The sequence below is a fragment of the Acinetobacter sp. 22512 genome (assembly GCF_052044755.1).
In the GTDB taxonomy this organism is placed as follows: Bacteria; Pseudomonadota; Gammaproteobacteria; order Pseudomonadales; family Moraxellaceae; genus Acinetobacter; species Acinetobacter pittii.
In genome coordinates this window covers 172,399-190,910 of the sequence record NZ_JBQENP010000004.1, presented here as the reverse complement: position 1 = coordinate 190,910, position 18,512 = coordinate 172,399, and the positions used below count along the sequence as shown (strand labels likewise).

The 18,512-nt window shown below is 37.9% G+C and carries 16 protein-coding genes; 6 read left to right on the top strand and 10 right to left on the bottom strand.

Going from position 1 to position 18,512, the window contains the following annotated elements; translation table 11 throughout:
* Position 1: 1 nt before the first annotated feature.
* Positions 2-1,219, bottom strand: coding sequence for a tetratricopeptide repeat protein (locus ACTJJG_RS06595; protein WP_032055232.1), 1,218 nt, complete (start codon positions 1,217-1,219; stop codon positions 2-4).
* 266 nt (positions 1,220-1,485) lie between these two features.
* Here ACTJJG_RS06595 and ACTJJG_RS06590 point away from each other — a divergent pair, with 266 nt between their 5' ends.
* On the top strand, positions 1,486-2,187 hold the full coding sequence (locus tag ACTJJG_RS06590) for a VIT1/CCC1 transporter family protein (RefSeq protein WP_032055229.1): 702 nt from the start codon (positions 1,486-1,488) through the stop codon (positions 2,185-2,187).
* 117 nt (positions 2,188-2,304) lie between these two features.
* Positions 2,305-3,351: an NAD(P)H-dependent flavin oxidoreductase gene (locus tag ACTJJG_RS06585; protein ID WP_032070355.1), complete on the top strand. Its 1,047-nt coding sequence runs from the start codon at positions 2,305-2,307 to the stop codon at positions 3,349-3,351.
* A gap of 37 nt (positions 3,352-3,388) precedes the next feature.
* On the opposite strand, the gene dusB is transcribed toward ACTJJG_RS06585, so the two are convergent.
* Positions 3,389-4,414 carry a tRNA dihydrouridine synthase DusB gene (gene dusB / locus ACTJJG_RS06580; protein WP_005067871.1) on the bottom strand — a complete coding sequence of 342 codons (1,026 nt, stop codon included), beginning with the start codon at positions 4,412-4,414 and terminating at the stop codon, positions 3,389-3,391.
* 83 nt (positions 4,415-4,497) lie between these two features.
* Between dusB and ACTJJG_RS06575 the strand changes: the two genes are divergently transcribed.
* On the top strand, positions 4,498-5,706 hold the full coding sequence (locus ACTJJG_RS06575) for a DUF1615 domain-containing protein (RefSeq protein ID WP_045126687.1): 1,209 nt from the start codon (positions 4,498-4,500) through the stop codon (positions 5,704-5,706).
* Positions 5,673-6,329: an HAD-IB family hydrolase gene (locus ACTJJG_RS06570; protein ID WP_017386255.1), complete on the top strand. Its 657-nt coding sequence runs from the start codon at positions 5,673-5,675 to the stop codon at positions 6,327-6,329. The genes ACTJJG_RS06575 and ACTJJG_RS06570 overlap by 34 nt, the downstream gene beginning before the upstream one ends.
* Before the next feature lie 26 nt (positions 6,330-6,355).
* On the opposite strand, the gene proB is transcribed toward ACTJJG_RS06570, so the two are convergent.
* From proB to uvrB, 8 genes are all read right to left on the bottom strand, one after another.
* Entirely contained in the window at positions 6,356-7,489 is a 1,134-nt protein-coding gene (gene proB / locus ACTJJG_RS06565) for a glutamate 5-kinase (protein ID WP_002118789.1), read from the bottom strand.
* A gap of 15 nt (positions 7,490-7,504) precedes the next feature.
* Positions 7,505-8,725 carry an Obg family GTPase CgtA gene (gene cgtA, locus ACTJJG_RS06560; RefSeq protein ID WP_002118576.1) on the bottom strand — a complete coding sequence of 407 codons (1,221 nt, stop codon included), beginning with the start codon at positions 8,723-8,725 and terminating at the stop codon, positions 7,505-7,507.
* Between the two features lie 179 nt (positions 8,726-8,904).
* A complete protein-coding gene (locus ACTJJG_RS06555; protein ID WP_005067862.1) occupies positions 8,905-9,579 on the bottom strand; it encodes a hypothetical protein in 675 nt (224 codons plus the stop codon).
* A gap of 11 nt (positions 9,580-9,590) precedes the next feature.
* On the bottom strand, positions 9,591-10,316 hold the full coding sequence (locus ACTJJG_RS06550) for a hypothetical protein (protein ID WP_005067859.1): 726 nt from the start codon (positions 10,314-10,316) through the stop codon (positions 9,591-9,593).
* A gap of 149 nt (positions 10,317-10,465) precedes the next feature.
* The gene (locus ACTJJG_RS06545; RefSeq protein WP_005067858.1) at positions 10,466-11,923 is read right to left on the bottom strand and encodes a glyceraldehyde-3-phosphate dehydrogenase; all 1,458 of its coding nucleotides are present in this window, start codon (positions 11,921-11,923) and stop codon (positions 10,466-10,468) included.
* A gap of 216 nt (positions 11,924-12,139) precedes the next feature.
* Positions 12,140-13,087, bottom strand: a complete 948-nt coding sequence (gene rarD, locus ACTJJG_RS06540; protein ID WP_014207355.1) for an EamA family transporter RarD — start codon at positions 13,085-13,087, stop codon at positions 12,140-12,142.
* A 110-nt stretch (positions 13,088-13,197) separates the two neighbouring features.
* Complete coding sequence (locus tag ACTJJG_RS06535) at positions 13,198-13,785, bottom strand: lipocalin family protein (RefSeq protein WP_032055225.1); 588 nt, start codon at positions 13,783-13,785, stop codon at positions 13,198-13,200.
* Positions 13,786-13,878: 93 nt separating this feature from the next.
* Positions 13,879-15,900 carry an excinuclease ABC subunit UvrB gene (gene uvrB / locus ACTJJG_RS06530; RefSeq protein WP_002118463.1) on the bottom strand — a complete coding sequence of 674 codons (2,022 nt, stop codon included), beginning with the start codon at positions 15,898-15,900 and terminating at the stop codon, positions 13,879-13,881.
* Between the two features lie 179 nt (positions 15,901-16,079).
* Here uvrB and ACTJJG_RS06525 point away from each other — a divergent pair, with 179 nt between their 5' ends.
* Both ACTJJG_RS06525 and ACTJJG_RS06520 read left to right on the top strand, forming a co-directional pair.
* Complete coding sequence (locus ACTJJG_RS06525) at positions 16,080-16,871, top strand: A1S_2505 family phage non-structural protein (protein ID WP_017386250.1); 792 nt, start codon at positions 16,080-16,082, stop codon at positions 16,869-16,871.
* A 175-nt stretch (positions 16,872-17,046) separates the two neighbouring features.
* Positions 17,047-18,486, top strand: coding sequence for a sensor domain-containing diguanylate cyclase (locus ACTJJG_RS06520; RefSeq protein ID WP_032063316.1), 1,440 nt, complete (start codon positions 17,047-17,049; stop codon positions 18,484-18,486).
* Positions 18,487-18,512: the final 26 nt, after the last annotated feature.

Genomic DNA, 18,512 nt, shown 5'->3' with positions numbered 1-18,512 from the left:
TTTAGAAATCCTTATAAAAAACGAGTTCTACTCGAGTATTGTTGTAATGATCTTTCGTATTTACTGGCACATCTTTAAAGTAATTGCCATATAGTCGTTCAACACGTAGTTTTATTGGTTGATAATTAAAAGGCTGCCATGAAATACCTGGGCCATATTCAAATAAATTATTGTAATATTCATCTTTACTGTCAGCTAAGCCATGCAATTTCATATAAGCTTGTACAGTGCCTGTTTCACCCTTATAGACATTCAAACCCGTACGTAAGCGTAAATCGCCAATAACATTATAATCTTCTCTAGAATAAGTCGCAGCATTGCCATATAAATCAGTGAAGTACTCATTAAAACAAAGTGACTGATCACAATTATTTTGAGAATACCATTCTTGATAACCTGTCACCCCACCGACAACACTTTCACGAAATTTATCTCTATTTCGATCAATCAGATCGTAACTTCCACCTACTTCTAAATACATGCGCACAGGTATAGAAGTCCAAGGTTGATAATTAGCACCTACACCTAGAGTTACTGCATTTTCATCAATAATTTCAGGTCGTACACCACCTTGAGATTGAGTATCGCGGTTTAGATTTAAAAAGCCATACACCTGCGCTCGACCATTATCGAGGTTCTTACCATAGCGAGCTTTAAGTGGGAAAATTACATCGTCGTAACGTGATTCATATGAAGGCGCAAAATACACATCACGGAAATAAGTTTTGACCTCTCCTCCACTCAGATTTTTTATAGCCTGTGTCGCTTTACTCGCAATATCAGCATCTTTAGATTGGGTAAGTTCCTTAAAAACCACCAAAGCCTCTTTGTTATTTTTTTGAGAATTCAGTAGATAAGCTTCTTGGAGTTTTAAATTATCATCTGCTGGATCTAATGCCTCTGCTTTTCTTAGACTTTGCAAAGCTGCATCTTGTTTCCCTAGTCGAATTTGTAAATAAGTTAAGCTTTTCCAAACTTTAATATCTTGTGGCGTCATCTCTCCAAGTTCTAATAATAACTTCTCGGCATTTTCAGGTTGAGTCTTTTCAATTTTATAAAATTGATCCCATTTATCATAAATTGGATTACCTGGTTTATATTCTTGATTAACAATCTCTTGTGCAAAACTAGTCTCAATACTTAAGAGGCCTAAAGCTGGACAGATCGAACCAACAACGATAAAGGAACGAGTTATAGATTTTATTGTTTTGCTATTCATTGGGACCTCTAGAGTACAATAGGTAGAATGCTTGCGTAGCAATCAAATTAAAATTTAATCAATAAGTATTATAATTAAACCCATAAATGACACTGTTTATATAAGTAGATGAGTTCTTTAAATTGTTCATTTTATCTCCTTTAATATTATGTTTTAAAAAGTTCTTATCTGTTTGTTTTTCCTATAATGACACATTTTTTAATCGTATTATTGTAAATAATCTTATAGGATAAGATAAAAATTTATAACTACAAATAGGGGAAAACATGTCCTTTTCTCAACATCCAGAACATCATTTTATTCACCGCTCAGGGTGGTTAAGGGCGGCCGTTTTAGGGGCAAATGATGGAATTATTTCTGTTACTAGTCTAATTATGGGAATGGCTGCAAGTGGGGCTTCTGCTCATACACTTCTTATTGCATGTATTGCTGGTTTAATTTCCGGTGCAACCTCTATGGCTGCAGGAGAATATATTTCAGTAAAATCACAAGAAGATATTGAAAAAGCCGACTTAAAATTTGAAGAACAAGAACTTAAAAAGCATCCGCAGCGTGAACTGGACGAACTCACTCAAATTTATATATCCAGAGGCTTAGCACCTGATTTAGCGCTACAAGTTGCTACTGAACTTACAAATCATGATGCTTTAGGGGCTCACGCGCGTGATGAAATAGGTATTCATGAAAATACCGCAGCAAATCCTATTCAAGCCGCATTAGCTTCAGCTGGCTCATTTTCATTTGGGGCATTGTTTCCTATGCTGGCTATTTTACTCAGTTCAGATATATGGATCGAAAAAACAGTCTTAATATTTGGCATTATTTCATTAGCTTTTTTAGGAGCGCTATCAAGTCATTTCGCAGGTACTTCCAAGCTTAAAGGGAGTCTACGCATTACCTTGTGGGGAATTTTAGCGATGGGCTTTTCAAGCTGGATCGGCTCTTTATTTCATGTTACTCCACTTTAAAAAATCAGAACTTATCAATGTTTAAGAACTAAATATTTAAAAACTAAATGCCCAATATTATTTGCTCTTGGTTCTGCTTTCACGTTATGGTGAACAGAAAGAAATGAGGTGAATAAAATGGACCTATTACAACAACTTGAAATTAAACATCCAATTTTTCTTGCCCCTATGGCAGGTGTATCTACACCTGAACTTGCAGCAGAAGTTTCTAATCAGGGTGGTCTTGGGTCCTTAGGTCTAGGTGCAAATACGGCACAAAGTGCACGTGAACAGATTTTAAAAACCCAAACACTTACAGAAAAATCATTTCAGGTTAATTTTTTCTGTCATCAACCCGAGCAACTTAATCTTCAAACTTCTGCTCAATGGATTGAATATTTACGCCCACAATTTGAAAAGTTCGGAGAACAGCCTCCTCAAAAGTTAAACTGTATTTATCCAAGTTTTCTTGATAACGATGATTTTCTAAATGTCGTATTAGAAACCAAACCTAAAGCGGTAAGTTTTCATTTTGGAATTCCCCATCCCCATCAAATTCAGGCATTAAAAGATGCCGGAATTATCACGATGGTGTCTGCTACCAACTTAGTTGAAGCACAAGCCATTGAAACGGCTGGTATAGATATTATTATTGCTCAAGGGATTGAAGCAGGCGGACATCGTGGAATCTTTAATAAAGCCTTTGATGCAGCAATTAAAACGAGCGATTTAGTACACCTTATTGTCAAGCATTGCAAACCACCTGTGGTAGCTGCAGGCGGTATTATGAATGGAGCACAGGCACGGCATATGTTGAGCTTAGGAGCTGCTGCGGTTCAACTCGGAACAGCATTTGTTCAATGCCATACATCAAATGCATCTGCCGAGTATCGTAAAGCTTTATTTAATGAACCTGTAACACAAATCAGCGCCAGTCTTTCTGGGCGTCCAGCCCGTGGCCTGCTCAACCATTGGCACACACAAATTGATTTACCTAATCGCCCTCCTCAACCCGAATATCCATATGCATACGATCTAGCCAAGCAATTAAATGCCATTGCAAGCAAGAATAAAGACTATGGCTTCGGTGCTTTTTGGGCGGGTAGTAATGTCTCTCAAATACGAGAGCTAGATGCTGCTGATCTGGTTAACCAGTTAGTTGTAGAAATGCTAGAAGATGAGTAAATCTTAAAAAGCCAGTAATCATATACTGGCTTTTTATTTAATGGGTTTCTAGTAAGTTAACCTGCTCAACCTGAACATCACTCATCAAATTGCCTTCAGCTAATAACTGATTAAAATAATTTTCGACTACTATTGCCTGTTCAGCAGTGCTTTCAACTTTATACATATTTTGGCGGAATTCATTACTCGAACGTAATCCTTTGGTGTACCAAGCAATGTGTTTACGGGCAATACGGCAGCCAGAGTATTCACCATAAAATTGATAAAGTTCTGATAAATGTCCTAGTAACACCTGCTTCACCTCTTCAATATTAGGTGCAGCTAAGTGTTCACCAGTTTTTAAATAATGAGCAATTTCACGAAAAATCCATGGTCGACCTTGAGCAGCTCGACCAATCATAATTGCATCTGCCCCAGTATAGTCGAGTACATATTTTGCTTTTTCAGGACTATCAATATCACCGTTCGCAATAAGTGGAATATTGATTAATTCTTTAACATGTTTGATCAAATCATAACGCGCTGTATTTAAATACATGTCTTCGCGAGTACGGCCATGTAAAGCTAGCGCGGCAATCCCCGCTTCTTCTGCCCTTTTTGCGACTCTTAAAATATTTTCCTGACCATTTAAAAAGCCCAAACGGGTTTTCAAAGTCACGGGAACATCAACAGCAGCGACCACTGCATCAAGTATTCGGGCCACTAAGTCTTCATCTTGCAATAACGCTGAACCTGCGAGTTTATTACATACTTTCTTGGCAGGACATCCCATATTGATATCAACAATTTGCGCGCCATTTGCTACTTGATAACGTGCAGCCTCTGCCAATTGCTCAGGATCAGAACCTGCAATTTGAGCAGAGATTGGAGCGAGTTCACCATCAAAGTTCGCACGGTAGAGGCTCTTTTTGCTCATCCGCAAAGTTTTATCAGCAGTCATCATTTCACTGACTGCATGGCCTGCGCCAAAATACTTGCAGAGTGTTCTAAATGGACGGTCAGTAACTCCCGCCATAGGAGCAACAATTAAATTATTTGACAGTTGATAGGGACCAATATACATATATATTCATACAATTGATGATCAACATAGTATACTTCATCCGCTTAATCGGCTCATCTTTTTATGCAGGTGCTTTCCTCGCCATGAACAAACCGTTGTCTTCCCGTTTTTTATTAAAATCATTCGGCATGGCTGCCGTATGCATGAGTTTAGCTGCTTGTGGTGATAAAGCTTGGTGGTCAAACAATGATGAGCCTGAACTAGAAAGCCAACAGATTAAACGTCTAATTCCATCGCGTGTGCATGACCGTGAGTCATGGGCTAAAGATATTGATGACATTATGAAAGACTTGGATATTCCTAAAACCAAGAAAAATGTCTGTAGTATTGTGGCTGTAGTGGATCAGGAATCTAACTTTGTTGCCAACCCTCAAGTGCCTGGGTTAGGACAAAAGGCAGTTGAAGAAGTTAGTACACGTTTAAATGAAAAATTTGAAGATAAGCTTGGCAAAACCGTTGGTGGAACAATTGCTGGTTACTTTGAAGAAGTTCTAAGAACTCAGCCCTCTCCTGATAACAACTATATGAGTCAAATGCGTAAAGTTAAAACCGAGAAAGAACTCGACTTACTTTACCGAGAAATTTTCGACTTCATGGCTAAACACTATCATGTGAGTGCCTTAACTGGTGCAGCCAAATTGGTTGGTCAAGATATTGGCGAGAAAATGAACCCTATTACGACTTTGGGCTCAATGCAAGTTCATATTAATTATGCGAAAGCCAATAAGCGTTCGAGTATGAGTACTGCTGCGCTCCGCGATGACCTATATACTGAATACGGTGGTTTATATTACGGCATACATCGTTTAATGGTTTATCCGGCAGACTACGATAAAGCCATTTATCGTTTTGCGGATTATAACTCTGGTATGTACTCTAGCCGTAATGCAGCTTTTCAAAAAATGCTAAAAGAACTTACCGATAAAGATATAAGTCTTGATGGCGATCTACTTCTTTATACAAAAGATGGTGATCCACGCGCAGCTCAAAGCGAGTCAGAAAAAGAACTGATCACGGTATTTGCAAAAAATAATGTATTGGTTACCCCACGACAAATCCGTGATGATCTTAAATTAGAAAAAGAGAAAAAGTTTGAAAGTACTCAAACTTATATTGCGCTGACTAAACTTTATAAATCAAAAACTGGCAAAGAACCACTCTATGCAATTATGCCTCAAGTGGTAATTTCTGGGCCTAAATTAAGTCGTGATTATAATACCAATTGGTATGCAACCCGCGTAAACGGACGATATGAAACATGTATGCAACGAGCGAAACGAATAAGACTATAAAAAGTCTCGCCCTGTTCGATTTTGATGGAACCTTGTGTAGTAAAGATAGTTTTACAGGGTTCATCTTTTATGCTTTATCTAAGCGTCACATTGTTAAGCAAGGCTTGAAAATTCTGCCATGGATTCAAGCCTACTATCTTAACTTTTATCCTGCCCATGCTATGCGTGCTAAGTTATTCCGTAGCATGTTTAAAAATACGCCTGCAATTGAATTACAAAAATTAGGTGAAGAATACGCACAAGAGTTAGTCTCTGCGCTTTCGCCTGAAATTTTTACTCAGTTACAACATCATCAATTGCGTGGTGATCAAGTCGTATTAGTTTCAGCTTCAATTGATGTCTATCTTGCTCCACTTTGCAAGTTACTAGATATCGAGTTGATTTGTACCGAAACTCAAATTAAAAACGGCAGGATGACGGGTTACTATTCTACTCCAGACTGTAGTAGTGAACAAAAGAAGTTAAGGATACATCAGCAATATACGCTACAGCATTACCACCAGATTTATGCTTATGGTAATAGCTCGGAAGACTTAGACATGCTTAGTCTTGCCACACATCCATATATGGTAGGTGAAGATCGTGTTTTACCTCGTTTAACGCCAGAAAAAAAGCTCGCATAAAGCGAGCTTTTTTATTTGAGCAAAACTTAATAAATTGCCATATGATCACGATGAATCATTTCAAGTGAACGAGCTTCACCAAGTACTTGATAAACCTTATCTGAGGCTAAGCCTTTAATAATTTCGGCTGATCGTGAGCTAAAGTTCACTCGACCTACCGCAATACGTTTACCTTGTTTATCGACACATTCAACCACATCACCACGATCAAAATGTCCTTCAACATTTTTAACTCCAACAGGGAGCAAACTGCGATGTTTCAATTTAATCGCTTCAACAGCACCATCATCAATCACAAGACGACCTGCTGTTTGTAAATGAGCAGCAAGCCACTGTTGATGAGCAGTCATGCGGTCTTTATCTGTAGTAAATAAAGTACCTAGCATCTCACCAGCCATCGCACGTGACAGGACATTATCACTTTCACCACTCGCGATGAGGGTTGGGCAGCCCGATTTAGCAGCTAAACGTGCAGCACGAACTTTAGTGACCATGCCACCTCGCCCGAGCACACCACCACCGCCGGCCATATCGAATAAATCATCATCCATGGCACGAACAGTAGAGAGTAATTTAGCATCAGGGTTATGACGCGGATCTGAGTCAAACATACCTTGCTGATCGGTTAAAATGATCAGCAATTCTGCATGAACCTGACCTGCCACCATAGCAGCTAAAGTATCGTTATCACCAAAACGGATCTCATCGGTAGACACCGTGTCATTTTCATTAATGACAGGAATCACACGCCAATCAATCAAGTTTTGCAAAGCATCACACGAGTTCAGATAACGACGGCGATCTGCCAAATCATCATGAGTCAATAAAACCTGAGCAGTACGAATACCGTGGTTTTCAAGCACACTAGACCAAGTATGAATTAAGCCCATCTGCCCAATTGCAGCACAGGCTTGTAGACTGGGTAGATCGGTGGGTCGACTCGCAAGCTTCATACGAACCATACCTTCTGCTACAGCTCCTGATGACACTAAAATAATCTCGTGTCCGGCATTGTGTAGATCTGCAATCTGTTTCGCCCAATGCGAAATAGCATCTAGATCTAAACCTTGCCCATTAGCTGTAAGTAAAGATGATCCGATTTTAACAACGATTCGTTTACACTCACTGAGCTGACGTTGCCCATCGACCACTTCTATCATGTTTCCCTCGGTTTTCTAGTCACGAACGTAGATGACTTCTACATCATTGTCGTCTTCATCATCGTCAAAATCGTCATCATCGTCCATCATGCTTTCGAGACGTTGTGCTCGACGCATTGCACGATATGCTTCTTTTGCCGCAATGGTTTGTTCACGTGTTTCAACTTCTAGTTGTTCACGGAAAGCTCTTACTTCTGCTGCGTATTCAGGATCTTCAACTTCGCGTTCACGTTGCTGTTCAATCTGATCCATCAAGTAATACACAACTTCTTTTGTACCTTCGCTTAATAAGCCCGATGTCTTAAAGACAGGTCCAGTCCACTCTAGTTCATCTAGAATGTGCTGACACCACTCTTCACGGCTTTCTTCAGCAATCTGATCAAGTTTGTTGAGTACTAAAACAACTGGTAATTTAGCCAAAGTTGGTGAGAACTTAGCCAACTCATTCATAATCGCTTTTGCATTATGTGCTGGATCTGAACCATCAATTGGTTGTACATCAATAATGTGTAAAAGAATACGCGTACGTGCCAAATGTTTAAGGAAACGAATTCCTAAACCTGCACCTTCTGCTGCACCCTCGATTAACCCAGGAATATCGGCCATTACAAATGAACGATGGCGGTCAGCATCGACTACACCCAAGTTTGGAACCATGGTTGTAAATGGATAATCTGCCACTTTTGGTTTTGCAGCACTTACAGCACGAATAAAAGTAGATTTACCGGCATTTGGCATACCAAGCAAACCAACATCTGCCAATACTTTTAATTCAAGACGAATTTCGCGGAACTCACCTTTTGTACCAGTCGTACATTTACGCGGTGCTCGGTTAGTTGATGATTTAAAGTGAGTGTTACCTAAACCACCTTCACCACCACCAGCAACCAGAATTCTTTGGCCGTCTTCAACCAAATCGCCAATAATATCGCCTGAATCTGTATCAACAATTGTTGTACCAACGGGTACTTTTAAAACCACATCTTCACCACCACGTCCAGTACAGTTAGCACCTGCACCGTTTTTTCCACGCTCAGCACGGAATTTACGTGTGTAACGGTAATCGACTAGCGTACTTGTATCATCATCAGCTTGAATATAGATACTTCCACCACGTCCGCCATCACCACCATCTGGGCCACCAAATGGTACAAATTTTTCACGGCGAAAACTGGCTACGCCATTGCCACCGTCGCCAGCCTCTACGGTAATGACTGCTTCATCAACAAAGCGCATCTGCCAATCCTCTAAAAACTCTAAAACCGCCTATTCTGCCATATTTTCATAAAATTCTCGAATAGAAAATGGAACAATTCCATTTATAACGATCTGTTTTATCTTTAATCCAGCAGATGCTTTTAGTTTTGCAAATAAGATCCTTATAAAAAATAAAATTTAGCCAATTTATTTAATTATCAAGGATGAACATTGCGCAGAGGTAAGGTCATTTGCATATCAAGATTTGCTTTTGTTTTTGGCACAGAATTATACATGATGGCATTAAATGAAGAGACATTCCCCATTTCCATAGGATCATTTATGTTTAGGCTTGGTTTAAACTGATGTTTCACCGATAAATTTACAGGTTCATCGAATTCAAAATAAACCGGACCATCAAAAACAATTTTAACGGGAACGGTATAACTACGTTTTAAATTAAAAGGCACATCTAATTTAATAGGGATATCTAATTTAAGGGGAAATTTTGGTAAAAACTTACTTTGATAAACCAAGTCTGTGGTGGTTTCTAAAGGCATAACCTGATCAATTTTTAGAGTCGTTGAATAATCGACACTTACCGTAATAGGTGTTTCTACAGCAAAATTTAAATCTGCCAAATATTTCCCTTTTAAGGGTAAAGTTAATTGGCGATCTATATCTAAAGTTGTATCAAGTTTACCAATAGACTGAACCTGCAAAGTATTACCAACTTGAATTTTTGTTTCTAAAGAGTCAGGTAAACTAATATCGGCATTATGAGCCGAAACGACTAAATTTGCTTGAATATTGAGATATACCCAAAACATAATAGCGGCAAGTATCATCATTAAAAAGAAACTGATTAACATACTCTTGAGTGAACGGAACATTAGCATCCACCCTATTGATCAGTTGTCTTTTGTGATGTTTCTGAACCTAATACTCGATTTAATCGCATAGTGGACAGAGGAATCTTTAACTCACCATTTGCAATCTTAACAGGCAAAGTATTTTTCACATCAACTGAAGCATTTAATGCAGTTTTAACAGGTACATTTAAATTCCCTTCGATTGGGATATTCGTGTCTAATCTTGCTTTTAAAGGAATATGTAGATTTTCTTTTAATACCGTGCGTACTGGGGCATCAAATTTTAAATGAACCTTTTGCTCAAGTGGGACATTAATATCAATTGGCACATCAAGTTTTAGTGGAATTGTCCCTTTCAATGGCAAGGTAATATCACGTCCTAAAACTCGCACCTGAACCTTGGTATCAATTGGTAGATTTTGCTCAACTTTTAATGTTTCTTTGACCGGAATGGTTGTGCTAATCGGCACCATATTATCGAAGTAAACACGCGGAGTTAATGTTTGTGTTAAAGGAATATTCAGTTTCTCATCAATTGGAATACTGGCATTTACGCGCCCCTTTACATCCACATTTAAAGCATCTTGTACTTTAACCTTAACCTGTAGAGGCTCTTGCAAATCAATAGCAACTGCCTGATTTTTCAGTGGAATATAAATATTAAAGTGCTTAAATACCCATATTGCAATGAGTACACCACATAAATTGGCAATAATGATGAATATAAAAACGACCAACAAACGTTTAAACTGCGACAATTCCAATCCCTTACTATTTTCTTTTTTTCCTTAATTTGTATTCTCATTTATTTACAAAAAATAGTCAGCATATATTTTGTACGGTTGTAAAAAAACCCAGTCTAAACTGGGTCTTTTTGTGAAAATATTTTATAGATCGTTAAATGATCTTAAGCATTCAATTCTGCTGGAATTTTTTTGTAGCTTACGCCGCACATTTGTTCAGCGATACGTAATACCTGACAGCTATAACCAACTTCGTTATCGTACCAAACGTAAGCAGTTAAACGGTTACCAGAAGTAATCGTTGCTTGAGCATCGTATACACCTGCTGTACGAGAACCAATAAAGTCACTTGATACGACTTCAGTCGAGTTGGTATAACCAATTTGACCTTGAAGGCTAGAGTTAATCGAGATTTGACGAATGTATTCATTCACTTCTTCGCGATCAACTTCTTTATCAAGTGTTAAATTCAAGATTGCAAGAGATACGTTTGGTGTAGGAACACGTACAGAGTTACCAGTTAATTTACCTTTCAATGCAGGTAATGCTTTAGCAACTGCTTTAGCTGCACCAGTCTCTGTAATTACCATGTTCAAAGTAGCAGCACGGCCACGACGATCTGCTTTATGGTAGTTATCGATTAAGTTCTGGTCATTTGTAAATGAGTGAACAGTTTCAACATGACCGTTAAGAACTTTATATTTGTCATCCAATACTTTAAGAATTGGAGTAATTGCATTTGTTGTACAACTTGCAGCAGAGATGATTTTGTCTTCATCTAAGATATCTGTGTTGTTTACGCCAAATACAACGTTTTTCATTTCGCCTTTACTTGGTGCAGTCAATACAACACGTGCAACGCCTGGGCATTTCAAGTGTTGGCTTAGACCTTCAGCATCACGCCATTTACCAGTGTTGTCGATTAAAAGTGCGTTTTCAATACCGTATTCAGTATAGTCAACTTCACTTGGGCTAGACGCATAAATCACTTTAATGAAGTTACCGTTAGCAATGATTGCTTCGTTTTCTTCATCAACAGAAATTGTACCAGCGAAAGTACCGTGAATAGAGTCACGGCGAAGTAAAGAAGCACGTTTTGCCAAGTCACCGTCAGAAGACTTACGTACAACAATTGCTTTAAGGCTTAAACCACGACCTAAACCTGATTGGCTAATGATTAAACGAGCCAAGATACGACCAATACGACCAAAACCGTAAAGAACTACATCTTTAGGTTGTTCAGAAGTTGCGCTACCTTTGATTGACTCAACTGATTGAGCAACAAAAGCATCAACATCACCGCCTTTTTCTTTATATTCAACAGCAAGTTTACCGATATCAACTTCTGCAGAACCAATATTTTCAACTTTTGCTAAAGCTTCTAAAATTGGGAAAGTATTTACAACAGAAAGCTCAACGTCTACAACACGTGTACGACGGTGAGTTTTCAAAATTTGGATAACAGAACGGTTAATTAAAGAGCGACCGTAAACAGATACGACAATATTTTTTTCACGGTATAATTGACCGATTAATGCAATCATACGTTCCGCGATTTCTTCACGGTTTTTCCAACGGCCTTGGTGTTCAGCGTGCAGGGCGATGATAGTGTCTTTGCTCACAGATACGTCCTCTAATTAATTATATCTAGGCGTGATTTTTAAAACCCCGTAATTGTAATGGAATTATTGGCAAGAATGAATCAAAAGCTGACGTTAGTGACTAGATTTTCCTAAAATTCATCATAAATTCATAAAATACCTATAATTATTTTTTATTATCTTATTGTTTAAAGCAGCTAAATTTTTGCTTTTTCTTACTTTTTAGGTTCTGACAACCTAATTGAACTCATCATTTTTTAATCTTTTTTGATATTTCGTGATATTAAGTTGCAGATTTTGGGCTTTTTGCCGTTGTTGATAAAGATGAATTGCCCCTTCTAAAACGAGTACAAAAACAGCACACCAAATCGGAATATAAGTGAACCATTCTTCCTGGCCAATGCTCTCCCCTAAAACTAAAGAAGCTAAAGCAAGTAATACAGGTTCCAAATACCCCAAGAGTCCAAACACAACTAAAGGTAGAAAGCGACTTGCCAGAATATAACTTCCCAGACCAATAGCACTTAAAATTCCAAGCCCAATAATGATCAAAGAAAGACTTGGTTGGTCTATAAATTTACTGTATGGTAGCAAACCTGTATGAGTTAAATAAATCGCAACGGGCATAATAATGACCAAATCCCACCAAAAGCCCCCTAAATTATCTGTTTTAATTTTTTTACGTAATAAAAAGTAGGCAGAATATCCAACTGCTACCAATGCAGTTTCCCACGCAATACTTCCTAAACGCCATATCTCATGGCTAACACCAATGACTGCAAGAATAATTGCTACCCATTGAAATTTTGATATTTTTTCGCCATACAACACACTTCCAGCTAAGACAAGAACCAGCGGTAATAAGAAATATCCCAAAGAGACTTGTAACCCACGCCCATGCATCGGCCCCCACAAAAAAAGCCAAAGTTGTACTGAGGTTAAAATAGAGGTTGTGATTAATAATAATAGTAAAGAAGGCTTAGCCAAAATACGTTGATAGATATTTTTGATATAAGCTAAATCACCACTCCACCACATAAATAAAGTAAGGAACGGTAGTGTTGCAATAATGCGCCATCCAAAAGTTTGCTCACTATCGAGCTGGCTTAATAATTGAGTATAAAAATAAAGTACACCAAAAGTGAATGATGCCATGACAGACAAGATCACGCCCTTAAACATCATTAACCTCTTAGACTTTAATAAAAACAACTCACTACAATACTTGATTTATCCACTATAAAAAAGAAAAAACCATGTAAAAACATGGTTTTTTCTTAATCAGACATATACCACTATTCTTTATGTTCTGTACGAATAACATCTCGAATATCAAAACCCAATGTTTTTGCATAATTTAAATATTCATCCACCACTTCTTGCTCTGGATGAGGGTTTCTTGATAGCACCCAAAGGTATTTACGTGAAGGCTCCCCGACTAAAACAGTCTGATAGTCTTCATCTAGCTTTAAAATCCAGTAATCCCCACGGATTACCGGAATCCATCTTACAGCTTCCGGTAAAAAACTTACCTTCAATTTGGTGTTATATGGCGGGTTAACCACAAAGGCCTCCCCGATAGATTGCTGTAATTGTTTTCTATTATCGTAGCAGCGATTATCTACTACTACATTTCCATTTTCGTTTAAGGTGTAGGTTGCAGATACATTATAAGCACACTTTTTTTGGAAAAATGCAGGTTTACGCGCGACTTCATACCAAACACCTAAATATCGGTCCAGTTCAACTTTATAGACAGTTTGCAAAGGTTTCGGCTGGGCATAGACATAGGTTCCAACAGCCAAACCAGCCAAAACGACACCGCCCAACGCAATTTTAGCCAAACGCCAGCTGGCTTGCGGAACATTATTTCGAAATGCCATTGTTGCCCTCAACGATTAGTTGTGAATACAAAAGAACTCAAATATCTACAGTAGCTTGTTTTTTAAACACATTATGTAGCGTTATGTATTCGTTTATTGCAACATTTGCGCTTTCAGTCGAATGATTTCATCACGTATCCGTGCTGCTTGCTCAAACTGTAAATCTTTCGAAGCTTTTAACATCTCTTTTTCAAGCTTAGTAATATGCTTACTAAACAATTTTGGGTCAGAGAGAATATGTCTTTCGTCAGCACTTAAAGCTTGTGCTTGTTCAAGCACCTTCTCATCAATTTCGTCGTCTGAAAGCACTTCGCCTGAATCAATTTCTTTGATGACCTGACGAACAGCACTACGTGGCGTAATACCATGCAACTCGTTGAACTCGATTTGTTTAGCTCTACGGCGTTCAGTCTCATCTATTGCTTTTTGCATAGAATCAGTAATTCGGTCAGCATATAAAATTGCTTTACCTTTCACGTTACGCGCGGCACGACCAATTGTCTGAATGAGTGAGCGTTCTGAACGTAAAAAACCTTCTTTATCTGCATCTAAAATAGCAACTAAAGAAACTTCTGGCATGTCGAGACCTTCACGCAACAAGTTAATACCGACTAGAACGTCGAATACACCTGTACGTAACTCATGAATAATTTTGACACGTTCAACCGTATCAATATCCGAGTGTAAATAAGCGACTTTAACCCCATATTCTTTTAAATAAGAAGTCAGATCTTCCGCCATACGCTTTGTTAAAGTGGTCACTAACACACGTTCATTTAGGTTCTTACGAATATTGATCTCAGAAAGAACATCATCAACTTGAGTTAATACAGGACGAACTTCAATTTCAGGATCGATTAGTCCTGTTGGACGTACCACCTGTTCAACCACTTGGTCAGACTTTTCTAGCTCATATTTAGCAGGTGTTGCACTGACAAAAATGGTCGTCGGTACAATGCGCTCCCACTCTTCAAATTTCATTGGTCGATTATCAAGTGCGCTTGGTAAACGGAACCCGTAATTCACTAAATTTTCTTTACGTGATCGGTCACCTTTATACATCGCTCCAATTTGCGGAACTGTAACGTGTGACTCATCAATAATCAGTAATGCATCTTCTGGTACATAATCAAATAAAGTTGGAGGCGCTTCACCAGCTGGACGGCCCGATAAATGACGTGAATAGTTTTCGATACCATTGGTATAGCCCAACTGTTGCATCATTTCTAAATCATAACGGGTACGCTGCTCAATACGCTGGGCTTCCAGCAATTTGTCATGTTCACGGAAGAATTTAAGTTGATCTTGTAACTCATCTTTAATTGTATCAATAGCACGAGTTAGATGATCTTTCGGCGTTACATAGTGGCTTTTTGGATAAATCGTAACACGTGGAACTTTACGGACCATTTTACCCGTTAACGGGTCAAACCAACGGATCGAATCGACCTCGTCATCAAATAGTTCAATACGAATCGCATGTTGATCAGATTCGGCAGGGAAAATATCAATAATTTCGCCGCGAATTCGATATGTACCACGTAAGAACTCAAGTTCATTACGCGTATATTGCATTTCAACCAAACGTCGGATAATTTCATCACGACTTACGCGGTCGCCCTCAACCACATGCAGTAACATTTGCATATAAGCATTTGGGTCACCCAAACCATAAATTGCAGAAACCGATGCCACAATAATTGCATCACGACGCTCTAATAAAGCGCGTGTTGCCGATAGTCGCATCTGGTCAATGTGATCGTTAATGGCAGCATCTTTTTCAATAAAAGTATCTGAGGATGGAACGTAAGCCTCGGGTTGATAGTAATCATAGTAACTTACGAAATACTCAACCGCATTATTAGGGAAGAACGCTTTAAACTCTCCATAAAGCTGGGCAGCCAAAGTTTTGTTATGAGCCATCACAATTGTAGGTCGCTGTGTTTGAGCGATCACATTCGCCATGGTATAGGTTTTACCCGAGCCAGTTACACCCAGCAATAACTGATTACGAAAACCATGCTCGATACCATTTACCAGCTTTTCAATGGCCTGTGGCTGATCACCTGCTGGCTGATAATGAGTGACCAAATCAAAAGGTTGATTTTCGTTCAAAGTTATCTCTCTTTATGAAAAATTGAATTTAACGTCTCCCCTTTTAATGGGGATTTTTATCTTAATTTAAAGTCTAAATTGAGCTTGAAATTCAATGTAAAAGATTAAGCATCTTAACACTTGACCAATACCCTAATCGGTTGCAACATGAAGCTATCCATTAAACAAAAAGTATAACCATGACCTATCAATATCATGATGAAAGTATTGTAACCGAACTTCCCGAAGATACAGTTTTTGTATTTGGAAGTAATCTTGCTGGACAACACGGTAGTGGTGCAGCGCGCGTTGCAAGTCAGCACTTCGGAGCAGTTGAAGGTGTAGGTCGTGGCTGGGCTGGTCAAAGCTTTGCAATTCCAACTTTAAATGAACACATTCAACAAATGCCACTTTCACAAATTCAACATTATGTTGAAGACTTTAAGGTATACACAAAAAATCATCCTAAAATGAAATATTTCATTACTGCATTAGGCTGTGGCATTGCGGGTTATAAAGTTTCTGAAATCGCTCCTCTTTTTAAAGGGATTTATCATAACGTTATCTTTCCGGAATCTTTTAAACCCTATGTAGAAGATAATGCAGTATCACAATTTCCGACTTTAACTCAAAAGATGGTACAAAGTTTCATTAATGATGAAGTTATTTTTTACTTTAATCATGGCAGTGAATCATTTGAAGAAGCTTTAGATAAAACTGATTTATCAGATGCTGAAAAAGCCATAGCTCTTATTGTTTTAAATGAAGAGTTGTATCCACGAGATCGTTATGGACGAGGCCGTGATCATGAGCTTAGTGATATTTTAGGGAAGTTAAACGGTAAAATTTTCAATCTTCATGGAAACTCTGAAGGTGCCATGATTTTTGTGAGTGCTGTTGTTGCACTGATGGAACTTTACGATTTTGATGAGCAAGATTTTATTAAGTTATGGCGTGGTGAAAAAAACATTGATCACCCTATTAATCGTTAAGTTTTCTTATAAATTTATGAGTTAAGCAGATAATCTCTGCTTTCTCATTATTTTATTTTTAATTACATTTAATCCTTTTATTTTTAATTATTCTAATATATTTAAACTCTTTATCCTCCCAAATCTTAATTTTTCTCATTATACTTTAAGGCAAACTGAATACTTAAAGAAACATATGGAAACTTTAGATTCTTCGATTTTTGACCTTAGCCCAATTCCAATGTGGATTGAGGATTTCAGTGAAGTTAAACAACAATTTGATTTATGGAGAAAGCAAGGAATTGAAAACCTCCATGAATTTTTAAATCAAAATAAACACTTAGTTATTGAATGCGCTCATAAAATTAAAATTATTCGTGTTAACCAAAAAACCTTGGAACTTTTTGAAGCAACAACGCGCGAGGAACTATATTCAAATTTGAATCTTATTTTTAAAAAGGAAATGTTCGAATCACATATTTATGAGCTTGAAGCGTTATGGAATGGTAAAACCCATTTTTCAAGCACTACCGTGAATTACACCTTATCAGGCAAACGTATTGATGTTCAGTTAAGAGGGTCTATTTTACCTGGTTCTGAATCTAATTTTGAGCGGGTATTAATTACTACCGAAGATATTACCCCCTATCAAAATGCACTTCGACAGGAAGAAAAAAATCGTCGCTTGGCTGAATCTATGTTTATCTACTCGCCTACTTCGCTGTGGGTCGAGGATTTCAGCCGTATAAAAAATAGAATTGATCAACTTAGGCTATTGGGAATTGAAGACTTCAGAACTTTTCTAGATGTTCATCCTGAGTTTGTCCGCCAGTGTGTAGAAGATATTTTAATTTTAGATGTTAATCAGGCCACGATAGATTTATTTAAAGCTCCTGATAAGTCGACACTTTTAAGAAATACACATAAGATTTTTGCTGAAGAAATGGTTGAAACCTTTCGAGAACAACTCATCGAGTTATGGCAAGGTAATATCCATCATAAACGTGAAGCCGTTAACTACGCTTTAGATGGCCAAATAAGAAATGTCTTGCTTCAATTTACCGTTTTTCCGGGATATGAAGAGACTTGGGGATTAGTGCAAGTTGCGCTGACAGATATTACTGCCCGGAAAAAAGCGGAAAACTATCTTGAATATTTAGGGCAACACGATGTTCTTACTAAACTATATAACCGTGCTTTTTTTACAGAGGAACTTAATCGCTTAAACCGAAGTATTATTCGACCAGTTTCTTCAATTTTTTTAGATATGAACGGATTAAAAGAAACAAATGACCAGTTTGGGCATGATATTGGAGATGGTTTATTACGCCGTGTTGGAAATATTTTAAGTCAGGCTATTTCAAATACAGCATATACTGCATCCAGAATCGGTGGTGATGAATTCGTGATCTTAATGCCAGGCGCAGATGAAGCGAACGTTCAAATTATGCTTCAAACGATTCAGGAGCTTTTTAATATCGACAATCAATATTATTCAAGCCATCCAGTAAGTATTGCAATTGGACATGCAACCACTCAAACAAATGAACAGATTGAGGACATGTTAAAACGAGCAGACCATCACATGTATCAAAAGAAAAAAAGTTATTATCAAGAAATTTTATTCAATCAATAAAAAACAGGCATATTGCCTGTTTTTCA